This is a genomic window from Streptococcus suis, from assembly GCF_029616525.1.
GTDB classification, from domain to species: Bacteria; Bacillota; Bacilli; order Lactobacillales; family Streptococcaceae; genus Streptococcus; species Streptococcus suis_AF.
Genome location: NZ_JANFME010000012.1, coordinates 47,289 through 64,933 on the forward strand (window position 1 = coordinate 47,289; position 17,645 = coordinate 64,933).

The window sequence follows — 17,645 nt, forward strand, 5'->3', positions numbered from 1 at the left end:
GGAGGAAATCCTATATGAATCAAAAACAAGTGATTGCAGAAAGATTGGCTGCCATCCTTCCGAGTTTGGAAGTGGAAGCTATCTACAATCTGCTAGAAAAACCAAAATCATCAGAAATGGGCGATATTGCCTTCCCAGCCTTCTCACTTGCTAAAGTGGAACGCAAGGCTCCACAGGCTATCGCAGCGGACATCGTTGAAAAACTCGATACAACTGGCTTTGAAAAGGTTGTAGCTACCGGTCCTTACGTCAACTTCTTCTTGGATAAGGCTGCTATCTCCCACCAAGTCTTGACAGATGTTATTACTGAAAAAGACCAATACGGTAAACTCAACATTGGTCAAGGACGCAATGTAACCATCGACATGTCTAGCCCAAACATTGCTAAACCATTCTCAGTTGGACATTTGCGCTCAACCGTTATCGGTGATGCCCTTGCTAACATCCACGAAAAGCTTGGCTACAAGCCAATCCGCATCAACCACTTGGGTGACTGGGGTAAACAATTTGGTATGTTGATTGTTGCCTACAAACTTTGGGGTGACAAGGCTGCGGTCGAAGCAGACCCAATTTCAGAACTCCTCAAACTCTATGTGCGTATCAACGCTGAAGCGGAAGAAAAGCCTGAGTTGGACGACGAAGCACGTCAATGGTTCAAAAAATTGGAAGATGGCGATCCAGAAGCACACGAGCTATGGCAATGGTTCCGTGATGAAAGCTTGGTCGAATTCAACCGCATTTACGACAAACTCGATGTAACTTTCGACAGCTATAATGGCGAAGCTTTCTACAACGATAAGATGGACGAAGGCATCCAAATCTTAGAAGAAAAAGGACTTCTTCAAGAATCTAAAGGTGCGAGAATCGTTGACCTTGAAAGCTACAATCTTCCACCAGCCCTCATCATGAAAACAGACGGTGCAACACTTTACATCACACGTGACATGGCAACAGCTATGTACCGCAAACGCACTTACGACTTTGTGAAAAGCATCTATGTCGTTGGTCAGGAGCAAATCAACCACTTCAAACAACTCAAGGCTGTCTTGAAAGAAATGGATTTCGACTGGAGCGACGATATGACCCATATCACCTTCGGTCTGGTTACCAAGGACAAGAAAAAGCTATCCACTCGTAAAGGAAATATCATCCTACTCGAGCCAACCCTAGATGAAGCTATTTCACGCGCCCTTACTCAAATCGAAGCTAAAAACCCTGACCTTGAAAACAAGGAAGAAGTAGCACACGCAGTTGGTGTAGGTGCTGTTAAGTTCTACGACCTCAAGACCGACCGTGACAACGGCTACGACTTCGACTTGGAAGCTATGGTTTCCTTCGAGGGTGAAACAGGTCCTTACGTACAATACGCATACGCCCGCATCCAGTCTATCCTACGCAAGGCCAACTTTGTACCAAGCGCAGAAAATGACTACAAACTGGCTGATGCAGAAAGCTGGGACATCATCAAGCACATCCAAAACTTCTCAAACGTTGTTGAACGTGCTGGTGACAAATTTGACCCATCCCTCATTGCTAAATATGCTATCAACCTGGCGCAAGCCTTCAACAAGTACTACGCACACACTCGTATCTTGGATGAAAGCCCAGAGCGTGACAGCCGTCTAGCACTTGCCTACGCAACAGGACTTGTCCTCAAAGAAGCTCTGCGTCTTCTCGGCGTAAAAGCACCAGAAAAAATGTAATCAAAGCCTTCGGCCATCAGCCGAAGCTTTTTTTCTACCACATTGCCTACTCTCGTTTCCGATTCCTTATCACCACAACTCCTTATCCCAAATGAAAATCAAAAAGATTCATTTCAATTACGAATATATAGATGGGAGGTACGCGTGATACCTCTACATCTACTACACAAGGAGAAATAATGAAAACATTCTTGAGAAGAAAAGGAATCGCCTGTCAGCTTCTAGCCGCCATTTTTATTGTCGGTATCAATTTACAATCCCCACCTTCAGCCTCAGCCAATGCAAGAGGAGATGACTATCCCTACACAGCAGTTGATGCAGTCGATCCATGGAGACTCTACACACGCCAGTGCACCTCCTTTGTAGCCTTTCGACTTAGCGCAGTTAACGGTTTTACATTGCCACCTGCCTATGGTAATGCCAATGTTTGGGGCCATCGTGCCAAACAAGAAGGTTATCAAGTTAATATGACACCTGCTGTCGGAGCCGTTGCCTGGTGGGAAACTCCCATGCATGTCGCATGGGTTTCTGCAGTAAATGGAGATACCGTAGAGATTGAGGAATACAACTACGGTGTTCGCTATACCTACGGAAGGCGAGTTATCCCCAAAAATGCCGTTAGCGGCTACATTCATTTTAAAGACCTCGGAGCGGGAACAACCAACTCTCAACCCGCCTTAGCCCCAAGCGGCACCTATACTTTTAACAGCCAACTGGCCATCAAATCTCAAGCTAGTCTATCTAGCCCTACCCTCGATTACTATTATGCTGGCGAAAGCGTCCGCTACGACAAGGTTCTTGAAGCCGACGGACAACGCTGGATTAGCTATATCAGCTATTCTGGAGCTCGGCGCTATATCGCCATCCAGCCTACCATTACTCAATCTACAAACAATAGCCTACCAGCATCAGGTAGCTACACCATCCAGTCCTACTCTAGTGTCCGCAACAATCCAAGTCTGTCCAGTCCTGAAATCACCTTCTACGGAGCTGGCTCAGTCGTTCGCTATGATAAAGTTATTACTGCCGAAGGTCGCACATGGATTAGCTATATCAGTTACTCAGGTGCTCGACGCTACATCGCCATCTCCTAATCACAAAAAAGACAATATTTAAAAGCACAATCTTTTAGACTGTGCTTTTTCATTAAATATCTGTCGAATTAATAGCTGTGCTCGGTTTTTCTTTCGGTTTACGCAGATGGAAGAAAATAGTTACCCCAAAATAGATAGCAAATAGGACAACTCGAATAATATAATTCATCATTGCCTGCGCCTCTACTGACTGACGCATAACTGAATCCGTATAAATTTGCCCCAAACCTTTCTCACTAATAAAAGCGTAGGTCGAAAATAGGAGAGTTACAAAAAGATAACCCAGGTAGGTATAAGAAGCCTGCTCATTTTTCTTGAGGAAAAGCAACACAATCGTCGCAATCACAGCAAGTAATAACACAACTGCAAATGCCTTATTGACAAGATTCGTCTGGAAATTGATAGATTCTCTCATATAGGTAAAATATGCCTCATCAATCCCCTCAACATTAAAATTCTGCAACAATTGACGCACAACCGCCTCATCGTACTTCGCAAAAAATATATTAAAGCCACGCAATACGCTCGCAATAGATGACAGTACAACAAAAATATACAAATGAATCGGTCTTTTCATATAAATACCTCCTAATTTTAGTCTTATTCTACTCCAAAAACCATGCTTTGTCAATGTGATTTTGTGAACAAGTTGATAAATGTATATTAAAATGCTATAATAAAGAAAAGTAGCAAGGAGGAAAAGTGATGAAACATTTCAAAAAATACTACTGGCAATACTGTTTCCTGTATCTCCTCTTCTATTTACTAGCAAAGCTCTTATTTCCTAGTTTAGCGGCTATCATAATTACTATCGGCTCCTGGTCTTTAGTCGCCATGCTAGCCTACACAATCTACTACTGGATTAGCTACTGGCTCTATGTCCGTAAACAGAAGAAATAAGAACAATCTCCTCTAAGTTAGACCTAGAGGAGATAATTTTTATTTAGAGGCAAGATTTTGGAAAAAGTCAAATTGGCGGTAGGTCAGATTTTCTGGTAAGGTCAAATCTACATCGTCTTCCACATCTGCCACGGTTAATTCGACATCCAAGGGCAAATCCTTCAGTCTATAACGTCTGATTACGTGCCCCTCTGCACTGACAAAGTCCAGCAAATACCCATTTACCCGAACTTGATACAACATTAAGTTATCCGTCAAATTTTCAATGACCAGCATATCCATCTTTCTACGTCCAATCGTATATTCTGGAACTCTATAGTAATGAAATTTTTTATCCATGTCCAATCTCCTTCATATCAATTACCACATCTGCTTTTTCCCAAATAGCAGGATTGTGGGTCGCAATGACAATCACACGCTTGTCATTTTTTAGTTCTGTCAAGAGCTGCATGACCTCTTCAGAATTTTTGGGGTCAAGTGCAGCGGTTGGTTCATCCGCTAAAATCAAGGGAGGATTTTTTAAAATCAATTTGGCTAGGGCAACCCTTTGCGCCTCTCCACCTGATAGAGTATAGACAGGTTTATTCATATCTAAATAGCCCAGATTGACCTGTTCCATAGCAACCAACTGCCTTTGCAGGCGCTCAGCTTTTGATAGCTTCTGCCCAACAAATCCCAAGTCCAAATTCTCTCTGATGGACTGATTTTCCAACAAGCCAAAATGTTGAAACAGATAGCCCATCTCCTGCCGAAAGAAAACCTGCGAAGATAAGGTGGACAAATCCTGTCCCTGATACATAATCCGCCCACCATCAGTAGCTTCCAGCTTGGCTAGCATATTCAACAAGGTCGTCTTGCCACTACCACTTTTACCAATCAAGGCATATATTTTCCCTTTTTCAAGTTTCATATTCAAATCTGAAAAAATCACCCGTTGTTCAAAACTCTTTTTCAATCCCTGAATCTCAATCATCTTATTGTCCTTTCAATACTGCGACATTGGCAGTTTGTTCTTTTTTATCTTGCAGTTTCAATATCACCGTGGCATTGACAGCAAGCAAGCCCACTGCTAAACTGCTCATAACAAGATTGCTTATCAACCAAACTGATGCAAGCAAGCCTACTAGGAATACCCCTAGTTGTCCCAAGAGATACTGTCCATGAAGCTCACGGAAGGTCATTCCTGCCAAGCGCTTGATAAAGATTTCCCGTCTGAATTGCTCAAAATAGAGTAAGTTCATGGCATCAAAGAGCAAAATAGCCGTCGCTAAAGTCAAGACAGTGCCAATGAGTAGCGAATAAAACTCTGTCCGCTTGGTGTTCAAGACACCGACAAAAGTCAAGCGATGATTGACCAGATATGACACCCAGTTATACACACCTTGTTCCTTCATGGCTTCAATCGTAGCCTGATAATCCTTAAACTTCATCCCCACATCAACACTGGTTCCCCAGAACATATCTGAAATCGGTGTTGCACCTGTGGACTCGGGAGTCAAGACAACTATAATCGGATCTGTCAGATACTGAAGCTGGCTACGCTCACCATCATTATAGAGGAAGCGCTGGTGACCGCTATCTGTATAGGCCAGACTGACCTTGGTTTCAAATAACTGCTGGCTACTTATTTCCAAGCTTTCACGAGAAAATCCTTCTAATTCTGCCTGAAACATCTCCTCTACTTGCTTCGCTTGATGTCGCAAGCGCTCTGGCAAAATCAAGCCATATTCCCCTAAAGTCAAGTGATTCATCTTCTCCAAGAATGCGGTATCCACTGCCACCTTCTGCTCGGTCAGATATGCTGGCGTTACATATAGGACATTGCCACGAGGACTATAATCCGTCAGGCGATTGCCCTCTGGGTCCACCTCGCTACCAAAGAGATACTGGTCTACATTGCTTTTGACAAATAGAGCCGACCCAGCTTCTAGCTGTCCCTTGGCAAACTCCCGCCACTTTTTATTCTGCTGGGCGACTTCCTCTTCAGACATCATAGCAGAGCTGTAACTAAAAACAGATTTGTAATAGTCACCTCTCAATGCCCATTCTTCCTGTGCCTGTTCAAGCAAGCGGATTTCCTGATAGCCCTGCAATAGACGGCTAGAGCTAAAACCTACTACCAAAATAGCCAGAAGTTGCCCAACCATCATCATAGCCAACATCCGTTTGAGAGGCAGTTTTCCCTTGAGCAAATCAACCAAGCTATTTTGCCTCAACCCCAGGAAATACACTAGGCTAAGTAGGACAGAAATGCTAGTAAGAGCCAGTGCATAGAGGAAAAGCCCCAGGAAAAAGACCTGCAAGATGGATAGTAAAAATCCAGCTTGAAGATAGAGAATAAGAAGTCCGATTATAGCCCCCACCGATGTAGCCATCGCAATCTGACGAATATCCTCCCATAAAGGTCGAGCCACCACCTGTAAGAAACTTTCACCTGAAATCAGACGAATTCCTGCAAATCGTAAGGTCTTAATCCGATAGATTAAGGTGAGAGCCATGAAGGTCAAGAGAAAGACAAAGAAACTCAGCATGGCTACTTCTGAAACGACTGTGGATAGGAAGATGCTAAAAAGAGAATAGCCATGATGGACCATGCCACTGTAACCCAGTGATTCCAAACTTTCTTTCAAGACTTGGTTGTCCAAATCTCCTGAAACAATCAGATAAGAACTAACCAAGTCGCTGGTTTCAGCACTTTCCTTGGAGGAAACGGTCAAACCTTCTGGAACCTGTCCGCTACCATAGATGGCGTAGGTAAAATTGGTTTCCCCAGAAGCATTAGGCTCGACAATCCGTCTAGCAATCACACTCTTATGTTCATCTGCCAAGTCGGTCAATACCTCTGTCACCTGGTCACGATTGGCTGTCTGTCTATTGGTATCTTTCCCGATAACATCCACTGCCTTGTAGGAACCAAACTCCACAAGACTGACCTGACCTGCCAAGGAAATTCCCAAGTAAATCGATACCAATAAGGTTGATAGTAGAATAAATAAACGTTTCATCGTCTCCTCCAAAGAATTGCTTGGAACTACAAGAGTAGTTCCAAGCAAAGTGTACTGTGTTAATAGTTATAATAGAAAGCTGCTTGCTCTCCAAGTTTTGTACTAATCCATGCACGAGAGGTCTGTCCTGCCTGGGCATACCCTTTACTTGAGGCTCCAGTCCATCGACTTACCACTGTTGAACTATGGTAGCGACCGCTGTGATAATAGTTTGAATAGGCACCACCATTTGCTGCTCCGTATGTCCAAACTCCACCACCAGGATACTGTACAGCCGCTGAAGCCACTGCCGTTCCGCCAATTGTTGCTGCAAGTCCCGCGATGAGTGCAAATTTTTTAAGTGTCTTTTTACATCACAGATTATAAACCATATTCTTACAATCACCAATGACAACAATGTCATCGAAAATAGTCTATAAATCGTAAAAAGGCATTCAAGAGATCAAAAAAGACCTAAAAGACGAACAATCATATCTCTTAGGTCTTTCAGCGATGACATTCATGTCACCGATAAATTATAGTTACAAATATTTTTTCAAATCTTCTTGCCACTCTTCTGTCAATTTCTGTGCCAGATGGTCATTTCCGATGATTTTGGCAAAAGTTTTAGCTGATTGAAACATCGGCTCAGCAGCTGAAAAATCTTGTGTCTTTCTCAATAGTTGCTTCCAAATGAGCATCAATACAAGTGGTTTTTTCTGATAATCCTCCGTCGCTTCCATAACATCCTGCAGACACTCCAGATAGGTATCAAAATAATCATAGTGCTCAATCATTTCAAGGCAGCATAGACCTGAAAAGAGTACATCACGCACAATAAAATAATCTTCTTGACGAGTAATTTTAAACTGCTCAACAAGCCGTAACATAAATAAATCTATCTTTTGTCCATACTGATAGATGTCCTTTCTTTCTAGCAACTGAAAGAAAAAGAGACGAATTAACAAGATTTCATTAATAGTATAGACTGTTTTAGTTTCCAAGCTCGGTAGATACTCATCTAGTATAGCACTAGCAAATTCTGGATTTCTACTACTTGTCGTATCTATCGTTGCTTGCAGAACGCTATACACTCGCTGCTCATCTAAAGGTAGCTCTTCGTAATAACGATTATAAAGGTCTTCTAACTGTAGCTCCTTTTTATCCAACACCTCCACCTTATTATATATCGGCTCCCGCAACAACTTGTACTTGAGTTCCAGATAGCCCTGTGGCAATTCCTTATAGTCTGGCATTAGGCTATAGGCTGGAATGCCTAAACGCTGGGCAATGTACTCTAGCTTTGGAATAGAAGGTTGCGATTGACCACTTTCTATCCGAGCTAATTGGCGTACCGTCAACTCGGATTCATCTCCACAAAAATCTGGACGGCTCAGTCCCTTTTCTAATCGTAAGCGTTCGATTTTTTGTCCCAAATCCATACCAGTCCCCCCACTGCACCTATTTATCCTTACCTAAACAGTATACCACACCTTACAAGCCTTTACAAAAAACCACCAGCCTAGACTGATGGTTCTGTCATTTCTTGTTCTTTTGCTTTCACGACAGCATTCTCACGGCGATAGGTCACTGTCAAATCAAGCAAGTCTGCCTCAATTGCAGGGGTGAGCTGGTCGGCAGTCATTCTCCAAGTCCAGTTACCACCAAGGGTATTTGGCAGGTTCATACGAGCTGAACCATCCAGACCAAGCAAGTCCTGCATGGTAGCCACAGCCATAAAGGCTGGCGAACCGAAAAGCAGACGGAACATGGCATGGCTAACCCCTTCATCCTCACGACGATTGCTGTACTTATCTAAGAATGCACGCGATTCTTTCGTTGTTTCATTTTCGTACCAGCCAAGAATCGTATCATTGTCATGGGTTCCCGTATATGCCACCACATTATTAGGATGGTTATGCGGCATTTCAATGCTGTCTCCTTCTGGATCAAAAGCAAATTGCAGGACTTTCATACCAGGAAAACCTGTTGTATCACGTAATTGGATGACCTTGTCTGTCACAGAGCCCAAATCCTCAGCTATGATATTTAAGTCTCCGAGTTCACGTTTGATTGTATCAAATAATTCAAAACCTGGTGCTTCGACACGATAGCCATTTACAGCTGTTTCTTCACCCGCTGGAATTTCCCAGAAGGAAGCAAAGCCGATAAAGTGGTCGATACGTACCATATCGTATATCTTAAAGGATTCACGTAAACGAGCAACCCACCAAGTAAATCCGTCATGCTTCATCGCTTCCCAATCATAAATCGGATTGCCCCAAAGCTGACCAATTTCCGAAAAGGCATCTGGTGGGCATCCTGCAACCACACTCGGCTTGCCTTCTTCATCCGTTTTAAAGAAATGTGGATTAGCCCACATATCGGCAGAATCAGCCGCGATATAAATCGGCATATCCCCAACAAACTCAACACCTTTGGCATTGGCATAAGCCTTTAAAGCCTTCCATTGTGAAAAGAATAAATATTGTGTAATGCGGTGATAATCAATTCGATCTGCCAACAAGTGACGATAATATTCCAAGGTATCGTGGTAACGTAAGCGCGCCCCTTGATCTTCCCACTCTGTCCAAGGTTTGAGATCAAAATGCTCTTTTATAGCCATATACTCCGCAAAGGTATGAATCCAAAAGTCATTCTCCCCTAAGAACATCCAGTAATCTTCTGGCAAGCCTTGTGCCTTCATGTTGGCAACTACCTTCTCCAGTAATGGACGGCGAGCATAAAAAATGGCTGCGTAATCTACCTCTGTAGGATTCTGCCCAAAGTCAACACCGTGTAAATCCTCTGCTGCCAGCCAGCCTTTATCAATCAATATATCGAAATCAATAAAATGAGTATTCCCTGCAAAAGCTGAAAATGACTGGTAAGGAGAATCTCCATAACTGGTTGTTCCCAAAGGTAAGATTTGCCAATAGCGTTGCTTAGTTCTTACCAAAAAATCAACAAATTCATAGGCCGATTGTCCCATGGAACCAATTCCATATTTTCCTGGTAATGATGAAATGTGCATCAGCACACCACTCTGTCTTACTTTCATAAGCTCTCCTATCTAATCCGCTTACACGACGCAAACGTTTTCTCTTTTTCATTATATACTGAAAACGGTAACAAATCAAGGGATTTTCCTTTAATTCTGTTTGTTCCTATACCATTCCATATTTCTCTTCATTATATATACAAAAAAATTCTTATGTTTTTTAAAACTCAAAAAAATTTTTAAATTTTTTTATAAAAACGCTTGCAAACGGATTCAATCTGGTGTATAATGAAGTCACCTTAGGAAAACGTTTGCGCAATGCAGACGTCACACAAAACTATTTATCTTCGGAGGGAAGAAAATGAAACACAATCTCCTTAAGAGCGTTGCTCTTCTTGCTGCATCAACTGCTGTTTTAGCTGCTTGCTCAAACTCAGGTTCATCAACAGAGGCATCTAAGTCTGCTGAAGGTAGCAAAGAATTGACTATCTACGTTGACCAAGGTTATGAATCTTATATCAACGACGTCAAAGCTGACTTCGAAAAAGAAAATGGTGTGACTGTTACAGTTAAAACTGGTGATGCTTTGACTGGTTTGGATAACTTGTCATTGGACAACCAATCTGGTTCAGCTCCAGACGTTATGATGGCACCATACGACCGTGTAGGTAGCCTTGGTTCTGAAGGCCAATTATCTGAATTGACACTTGCAGATGATAGCAAAGCAGATGACACAACAACTGCTCTTGTAACAAACGGTGGTAAAGTTTACGGTTCACCAGCAGTTATCGAAACACTTGTTCTTTACTACAACAAAGACTTGTTGACTGAAGCTCCTAAGACATTTGCAGAACTTGAAACACTTGCTAAAGATAGCAAATACGCCTTCGAAGGAGAAGCTGGTAAAACAACTGCCTTCCTTGCTGACTGGACAAACTTCTACTACACTTACGGACTTCTAGCTGGTTACGGTGGCTACGTATTTGGTGAAAACGGTACTGATCCAAAAGACATCGGTCTTGCTAACGAAGGCGCAATCCAAGCGATTGAATACGCTAAAACTTGGTATGAAAAATGGCCTCAAGGTCTTCAAGACGGTACTGCTGCAAACAACTTGATTAACACTCAATTTACAGATGGTAAAGCAGCTGCTATTATCGAAGGACCTTGGAAAGCAGCTTCATATAAAGAAGCTGGCGTAAACTATGGTGTAGCAACAATCCCAACTCTTGTAAACGGTAAAAACTACTCAGCATTCGGTGGTGGTAAAGCGTGGGTTGTTCCTGCAGGCGCTAAAAACCAAGAAATGGCTCAAAAATTTGTTGACTTCTTGACTACTACAGACCAACAAAAAGCACTTTACGACGCTACAAACGAAGTTCCAGCTAACACTGAAGCTCGTGAATATGCTGTAAGCAAAAACGACGAATTGACAACTGCAGTTATCAACCAGTTCGCTTCAGCTCAACCAATGCCAAACATCTCAGAAATGGGTTCTGTTTGGACACCAGCTGGTAACATGCTCTTCGAAGCTGCAAGTGGTGCAAAAGACGCTAAAACTGCTGCAACAGACGCTGTGAAAGCTATTGCAGACGAAATTGCTCAAAAACACAGCAACTAGTCAAGTTTAAAGTTGGACTGGGAGTTCCTCCCAGTCTACTTTATTACTTAACAATAAACTGAATAGATAAAATCTACCATCTATTCAGAAGCTATATAAGGAGACTATGACTATGAAACAAAATCCAGGTAAGGCACTCCTTTTGTCCCTGATCCCTGGTCTCGGACAAATCTACAATAAACAAAAAGCCAAAGGATACATCTTTTTGGGTGTTACCCTTGCCTTCCTTGTTTATTTTATTGCTATTGCAGCTGGTGAATTAGGCAACTTGATTACCCTCGGTAGTGTTCGTGGACAAGATAATTCACTATTCATGCTGATTCGCGGTTCTTTCCATTTGATTATCACGGTTATCTATCTCGCTTTCTATGCACTCAACCTAAAAGATGCGCGTGATACTGCGAAACGATGGAATTCAGGGATGCCAGTAGCTACCACATTAAAAGAGATGGTAAAAGGTATCTATGAGAATGGTTTCCCATATCTCTTGATTATCCCATCATATATTGCGATGACCTTTGCTATCATCTTCCCAGTTGTCGTTACATTGTTTATCGCCTTTACAAACTACGACTTCAAACACCTGCCACCAAGCGCATTGTTGGATTGGATTGGTATTACCAACTTTACAAACATCTGGAAACTAAGCACATTCCGTACCGCATTTGGTTCTGTACTTGGCTGGACAATTATCTGGGCACTCTGCGCTTCAACAGCTCAAATTGTTATCGGTATCTTGACAGCCATCATCGCAAATCAGCCATTCATCAAAGGAAAACGTATCTTCGGTGTTATCTTCTTGCTCCCATGGGCTGTTCCTGCCTTCGTAACTATCTTGACTTTTAGTAACATGTTCAACGATAGTGTCGGCGCTATTAACACACAGGTATTGCCATTCCTGAGCAAATTCCTACCATTCATCGATAATTTCCTTATCCCTTGGAAGACCGACCCATTCTGGACTAAAGTTGCCCTCATTATGATGCAGGCTTGGCTTGGTTTCCCTTATATCTATGTTTTGACCTTGGGTATTTTGCAATCCATTCCAAACGACTTGTATGAAGCTGCTTACATTGATGGTGCAAGTGCCATTCAAAAATTCCGTAACATCACCCTTCCGATGATTTTAGCAGTAGCAGCTCCAACACTAATCAGTCAATACACCTTCAACTTCAACAACTTCTCTATCATCTACCTCTTCAACAATGGTGGTCCTGGTAGCGTCGGTGGTGGAGCAGGTTCAACTGACATCTTGATTTCATGGATTTATAAATTAACCACAGGTACATCACCTCAATACTCAATGGCGGCAGCAGTTACATTGATTATCTCAATGATTGTCATCAGTATTTCCATGATTGCCTTCAAAAAACTAAATGCTTTTGAAATGGAGGATGTATAAGATGAAAGTATCTGTAAAAACTAGACGCATACTCAATCAGACCTTAACCTATCTCTATCTGATTGTTCTGTCTGTTATCATCATCTATCCTCTCTTGATTACAATCATGTCCGCCTTCAAGTCTGGTAACGTGGTTGCCTTCAAATTGGATAGCAATATCAACTTTACACTAGACAATTTCAGCAAGCTCTTTAGCGAGACTCTATACGGAACCTGGTACCTCAATACGCTCATCATTGCTCTCTTGACAATGGTAATTCAAACAAGTATAGTGGTACTAGCGGGTTACGCTTATAGTCGCTATAACTTCATCGCTCGTAAGCAGAGTTTGGTCTTCTTCTTGATTATCCAAATGGTACCAACCATGGCTGCTCTTACCGCCTTCTTCGTTATGGCCCTCATGCTCAATGCGCTCAACCAAAGCTGGTTCCTCATCTTCCTTTATGTCGGTGGTGGTATCCCAATGAACGCTTGGCTCATGAAAGGCTACTTCGATACGGTGCCAATCTCACTTGATGAATCTGCAAAACTAGACGGTGCCGGTCACTTCAGACGTTTCTGGCAAATCGTCCTCCCACTCGTTCGTCCAATGATTGCTGTACAAGCGCTCTGGGCCTTCATGGGACCTTTTGGAGATTACATCCTATCCAAATTCTTGCTTCGTGAAAAAGAATTCTATACTGTAGCTGTCGGCCTTCAAACCTTCATCAGTGATGTGAAGAATATGAAGATTGCCTACTTTGCGGCAGGTGCCATTCTTATTGCCCTCCCTATCAGTATCCTATTCTTCTTCCTACAAAAGAACTTTGTATCTGGTTTAACAAGCGGTGGCGACAAGGGATAACCCTGTCCCACCTTTTCCCTTTTTAGGGGAAACATCGATATTTATGAAAGGTCCAACGAATGCTCCCATATCCTTTTTCCTATTTTTCTAGTATCTTCTCTCCAAGAAATATGTTTGCCAATCGTAGACTAATGAACCTTTGGCAACGGTTGTTTACAACGCTTTTTTTAGTGGCGCTCTTGCTCATTCCGAGCTCCCTACAGACTGTCAATCTCGAAACCTATCCTTTAGAAAATTTCGTAGAAGGTATCTATGCACCTCTGACAGATCAGGTCGTAGATGACCTCCGTCAACATGCAGTCATTGAAAACAACCACCTAACCTATACTGGAAATACTAACTGGGAGCAAGTGACATTTGGTGATACCGTTAGCTCTAGTTCTGACTTTACTTATCAATTCGCCAATCAGTCTCTGACTATTCGTAAAGGAAGTGATATTCTAAGCGAATTGACTTATGAAGGTTTGAATACTGACGATTTTGCTAGTAAGGAGACCTTGACTGCAACCATCTCTAAAAAATGGTATCAAGCCAACCGAGCAGCTGTCGGACTGTCCATCACTCTTATTTCGACCTTTATTTTAACAACAAACCTACTCTTCATCCTACTAGGAGCCAGCTTCTTCCTCTTTTTGACTAAAAAGTCTCGTTTCTTCCATTTTGAAACGTTTGCAGAGTGCTATAATTTTGCTCTCAACTGTCTGGGCCTGCCTACTCTTATAGCCTGTCTAATTGGACTATTTGGTCAACCTGTGACTACCCTTCTGACCATACAAAACATCCTATTTGTGCTAGGCTTGTTATGGGTATTTTTCAAAACAAAATTCAGAGATGAAATCTAGGAGGTCTATATGCGTGCAACCATCAAAGATGTGGCTAAATTAGCTGGTGTCTCGCCATCTACCGTTACCCGCGTCATTCAAAACAGCTCTGCTATTAGTCAAAAAACAAAAGACCTAGTTAGAAAGGCTATGGCGGACCTCAACTACCATCCAAACCTCAACGCTCGAAGCCTAGTTTCTAGCTATACACAGGTTATCGGACTGGTTTTGCCAGATGACTCGGATGTTTTCTATCAAAACCCCTTCTTCCCTACTGCCTTACGAGGAATTTCTCAAGTTGCGGCAGATCATAATTATGCCATCCAAATCTCCACAGGAAAGAATGAAGAACAACGTCTAGAAGCGATTTCTCAGATGGTCTACGGCAAACGAGTGGACGGCCTCATCTTCCTCTATTCCAAGCCCGACGATCCATTGGTACAATTAGCTATCCAACACAAATTCCCCTTCCTCATTCTTGGTAAGGCGGATTCTCCATTCATATCACTAGTTGATAATGATAATATCCAGGCCGGCTTTGAAGCTACCAACTACTTCATCAATAAAGGTTACAAAAACATTGCCTTCGTCGCTGGTAACAAAGAGTTGGTCGTATCTCAAGACCGTTATACTGGTTACAAGAACGCCCTTAAATCGCACAATATTCCCCTAGATGAAAACAAGGTCAAGTTTGTGTCTGGCTTCCTTCTCGAAGACAGTGCCTATAAAATTTCTAAGAAATTACTCAAACAAGACCTGGATGCAATCGTCACAACCGACACTTCCGTTGCCGAAGGTGTTGTCAAATATCTCAACGAAGTCGGAGTCAAACTTCCTATCATTTCTTTTGACTCCGTCAAGCCAAAACTAGATATTGAAGCCTACGTTGACGTCCACGCTATTAAGCTAGGACGCGTCGCATTCAATACTCTGCACCAAATCATCAATGACAACAAGGAAGACAAGCAAGTCTGCTACCGACGTGTCATTCCACATACCATTACCGAACTCTAACTTAGAAAGGAGCCTTTTGGCTCATGGCATTACGACAATTTCAAGCATCTCTTGACGATGTAGCAACTATTCGCTTGGTCATGGAAAAACGATTCGACTCCGAACATATGAGCTTCTCACTTGAATCAAATGATGCTACGTCTCAACTTTTTATCCATTCTTGTCTAGAAGTAGACAATCTCGTTATCTATTATCTAACCAGCCTCCATGCATTGACATTGGACAAGGACTATACCATCTACGACCAGGACCGTAATAAAGCTGAACTCGGCTATGGTCATATCGTTCGCTCTACACTTTTTGAACAAAGTTATACATACAATGGCCAAGACTTGGGAGCAACCTATCGACCAGAGGCAACAACCTTTAAGTTATGGGCACCTATTTCTAAGCAAGTTTTTCTTGTTCTAGAAGGAAACCCACATACAATGACGAAGGGAGCAAAAGGAGTTTGGGAAATTACTGTTGAAGGAGACCTAGAAGCGCACAGCTATCACTATCTCCACAAAGTAAACGGTGAATGGATTTCCGTTCACGATCCCTACGCCCTGTCTTCCACAGCCAACTCAGGTGACAGCTACGTTATCAATCCAGATAAACTTCATAAAATTCGTCGTGCCAAGACCCAACGACCTATCTCTCAGGCCATTATCTATGAAATGAGCGTCCGTGATTTCTCATGGCAAAAAGAAGCTGGGTTCAAGCATCGCAGTCAATTTCTCGGATTGACAGAGTCTCCTACCATGGATGGAATGAAGCTAGGAATGGATTACATCAGAGAACTAGGCGTTACCCATATTCAATTATTGCCTGTTTATGATTTTGGCAGTGTGGATGAAAATAAACCCCAAGCTGTTTACAACTGGGGCTACGACCCTATGCAATACAATCTGCCAGAAGGTTCCTATTCTAGCCAACCAAACGATCCTTACGCACGTATTCTAGAGCTACAAGAAGCTATCCAGGCCTACCATGATGCAGATATTTCAGTTATTATGGACGTTGTTTACAACCACGTCTATCATGCTGAAAAGTACGCATTTGAGCTCATCGTTCCAGGCTACTTCTATCGCTATGATGACCACGGCATGCGAACAGACGGGACATTCTGCGGTAACGACGTTGCCAGCGAGCGCAGTATGGTCCGCAACTACATCAAACAATCCCTTCGCCAATGGCTAGAACTCTATGGTTTTGATGGCTTCCGTTTCGACCTTATGGGTATTTTAGATAGCGAAACAATCAGCCAGATTCAAACTGAATTATCTGCCATTCACCCAAATGTCTACCTCTATGGTGAAGGATGGAAAATGGCAACAGGCCTCGAATTTGAAAAGCTGGCTCACCAGTACAATGCAGAGCAGTTACCTGAAATCAGCTTCTTCAATGACGATTACCGTGATACCTTTAAGAAACTCTTGCTCAATCCAAGCCGTCTAGTAGATAAGCAATTGCACGAAAAGGTACAACATCTCCTGACTGGTAGCCGATTAAGCCATTTCTTAACGCCTCAACAGTCCCTCAACTACATCGAATGCCATGATAATGCTACAGCATTTGACTATTTCCATATTGAGAATCCAAACTGGACACCTCAACAGCAGAAACGTGCTGCTAGCTTTGGACTTCAACTGATTTTGATTTCTCAGGGTATGGCCTTTATTCATAGTGGACAAGAATTTTTCCGTACAAAAGATGAAATAGATAATACTTACAATGTCCCTGACCGTATCAACCGTCTGGACTGGACACGAGCTATTCGTTATAAGGAACATATCGAGTTCATTCAGGAATTAATTACCTTCCGCAAAAATAATCCAATACTCAGCCAGGATAACTACGAAAGTATCCAAGAAACTTGTGATTTCTACTGGTTAACTGAATATGTTCTTCGATATCAAGTGACAAGTGAAGAAAAGACCATTCAATTTATCATCAACTTTGCGGATAGCGACTTTACCTATGAACGTGAAAAAGATAAGGCAGTTCTCTACAACTATCCTCCAGTCGAAGAGCGTGATCAGCAAGAAATCACGATTGCAGGGCAGAGTATTTGCATTTTAGAAGACAAATAGGACTTTAGACCGATGAAACACGATATAGTCTGAGGTATACTATAGTCAATCCTAAATATTTTTCATAATCTCCTTAAAACGGCTCTTTGTCAACTGTAGTGGGTAGATGAAAAGCTAACACCTAGAGATGACGAACTTCGTTCTCTCTTTCTTTATGTTCAAAGCAATCAAAATCCGTTTTTTAAA

At 42.3% G+C, this 17,645-nt stretch carries 15 protein-coding genes and 1 pseudogene; 9 read left to right on the top strand and 7 right to left on the bottom strand.

The window, feature by feature from the left end; genetic code table 11:
* Positions 1-14 precede the first annotated feature (14 nt).
* Positions 15-1,703 carry an arginine--tRNA ligase gene (argS, locus tag NOL38_RS06230; RefSeq protein WP_015647550.1) on the top strand — a complete coding sequence of 563 codons (1,689 nt, stop codon included), beginning with the start codon at positions 15-17 and terminating at the stop codon, positions 1,701-1,703.
* Positions 1,704-1,882: 179 nt separating this feature from the next.
* Positions 1,883-2,797: an SH3 domain-containing protein gene (locus tag NOL38_RS06235; RefSeq protein ID WP_277941708.1), complete on the top strand. Its 915-nt coding sequence runs from the start codon at positions 1,883-1,885 to the stop codon at positions 2,795-2,797.
* A 52-nt stretch (positions 2,798-2,849) separates the two neighbouring features.
* On the opposite strand, the gene NOL38_RS06240 is transcribed toward NOL38_RS06235, so the two are convergent.
* Positions 2,850-3,374 (bottom strand): ABC transporter permease, encoded by a 525-nt coding sequence (locus NOL38_RS06240; RefSeq protein ID WP_277941709.1) that lies wholly within the window; start codon positions 3,372-3,374, stop codon positions 2,850-2,852.
* Between the two features lie 128 nt (positions 3,375-3,502).
* On the opposite strand from NOL38_RS06240, the gene NOL38_RS06245 reads away from it, so the two are divergent.
* Positions 3,503-3,697 (top strand): hypothetical protein, encoded by a 195-nt coding sequence (locus tag NOL38_RS06245; RefSeq protein ID WP_029179700.1) that lies wholly within the window; start codon positions 3,503-3,505, stop codon positions 3,695-3,697.
* A gap of 39 nt (positions 3,698-3,736) precedes the next feature.
* Here NOL38_RS06245 and NOL38_RS06250 read toward each other — a convergent pair whose 3' ends face one another.
* The 6 genes and pseudogenes from NOL38_RS06250 to malQ all read right to left on the bottom strand — a co-directional run bounded on the left by NOL38_RS06250 (position 3,737) and on the right by malQ (position 9,742).
* Positions 3,737-4,036, bottom strand: a complete 300-nt coding sequence (locus NOL38_RS06250) for a hypothetical protein (protein WP_172095131.1) — start codon at positions 4,034-4,036, stop codon at positions 3,737-3,739.
* Positions 4,029-4,670, bottom strand: a complete 642-nt coding sequence (locus tag NOL38_RS06255) for an ABC transporter ATP-binding protein (protein WP_024376021.1) — start codon at positions 4,668-4,670, stop codon at positions 4,029-4,031. Before NOL38_RS06255 ends, NOL38_RS06250 begins: the two co-directional genes overlap by 8 nt.
* 1 nt (position 4,671) lies before the next feature.
* A complete protein-coding gene (locus NOL38_RS06260) occupies positions 4,672-6,702 on the bottom strand; it encodes a bacteriocin-associated integral membrane family protein (RefSeq protein WP_277941710.1) in 2,031 nt (676 codons plus the stop codon).
* 59 nt (positions 6,703-6,761) lie between these two features.
* A pseudogene (locus NOL38_RS06265) lies at positions 6,762-7,052 on the bottom strand (lactococcin 972 family bacteriocin); the annotation flags it as partial.
* A 171-nt stretch (positions 7,053-7,223) separates the two neighbouring features.
* Positions 7,224-8,123, bottom strand: a complete 900-nt coding sequence (locus tag NOL38_RS06270) for a helix-turn-helix domain-containing protein (protein WP_277941711.1) — start codon at positions 8,121-8,123, stop codon at positions 7,224-7,226.
* A gap of 80 nt (positions 8,124-8,203) precedes the next feature.
* Positions 8,204-9,742: a 4-alpha-glucanotransferase gene (gene malQ, locus NOL38_RS06275; protein WP_277941712.1), complete on the bottom strand. Its 1,539-nt coding sequence runs from the start codon at positions 9,740-9,742 to the stop codon at positions 8,204-8,206.
* 301 nt (positions 9,743-10,043) lie between these two features.
* Here malQ and NOL38_RS06280 point away from each other — a divergent pair, with 301 nt between their 5' ends.
* The 6 genes from NOL38_RS06280 to pulA all read left to right on the top strand — a co-directional run bounded on the left by NOL38_RS06280 (position 10,044) and on the right by pulA (position 17,459).
* Complete coding sequence (locus NOL38_RS06280) at positions 10,044-11,303, top strand: extracellular solute-binding protein (protein WP_277941713.1); 1,260 nt, start codon at positions 10,044-10,046, stop codon at positions 11,301-11,303.
* 106 nt (positions 11,304-11,409) lie between these two features.
* A complete protein-coding gene (locus tag NOL38_RS06285; RefSeq protein WP_044761970.1) occupies positions 11,410-12,705 on the top strand; it encodes a sugar ABC transporter permease in 1,296 nt (431 codons plus the stop codon).
* Between the two features lies 1 nt (position 12,706).
* On the top strand, positions 12,707-13,549 hold the full coding sequence (locus NOL38_RS06290) for a sugar ABC transporter permease (RefSeq protein WP_002941891.1): 843 nt from the start codon (positions 12,707-12,709) through the stop codon (positions 13,547-13,549).
* A gap of 131 nt (positions 13,550-13,680) precedes the next feature.
* Positions 13,681-14,391, top strand: coding sequence for a hypothetical protein (locus NOL38_RS06295; protein WP_277941714.1), 711 nt, complete (start codon positions 13,681-13,683; stop codon positions 14,389-14,391).
* 9 nt (positions 14,392-14,400) lie between these two features.
* Positions 14,401-15,384 (top strand): LacI family DNA-binding transcriptional regulator, encoded by a 984-nt coding sequence (locus tag NOL38_RS06300; RefSeq protein ID WP_002936122.1) that lies wholly within the window; start codon positions 14,401-14,403, stop codon positions 15,382-15,384.
* 23 nt (positions 15,385-15,407) lie between these two features.
* Complete coding sequence (gene pulA / locus NOL38_RS06305) at positions 15,408-17,459, top strand: type I pullulanase (RefSeq protein WP_277941715.1); 2,052 nt, start codon at positions 15,408-15,410, stop codon at positions 17,457-17,459.
* Positions 17,460-17,645 lie beyond the last annotated feature (186 nt).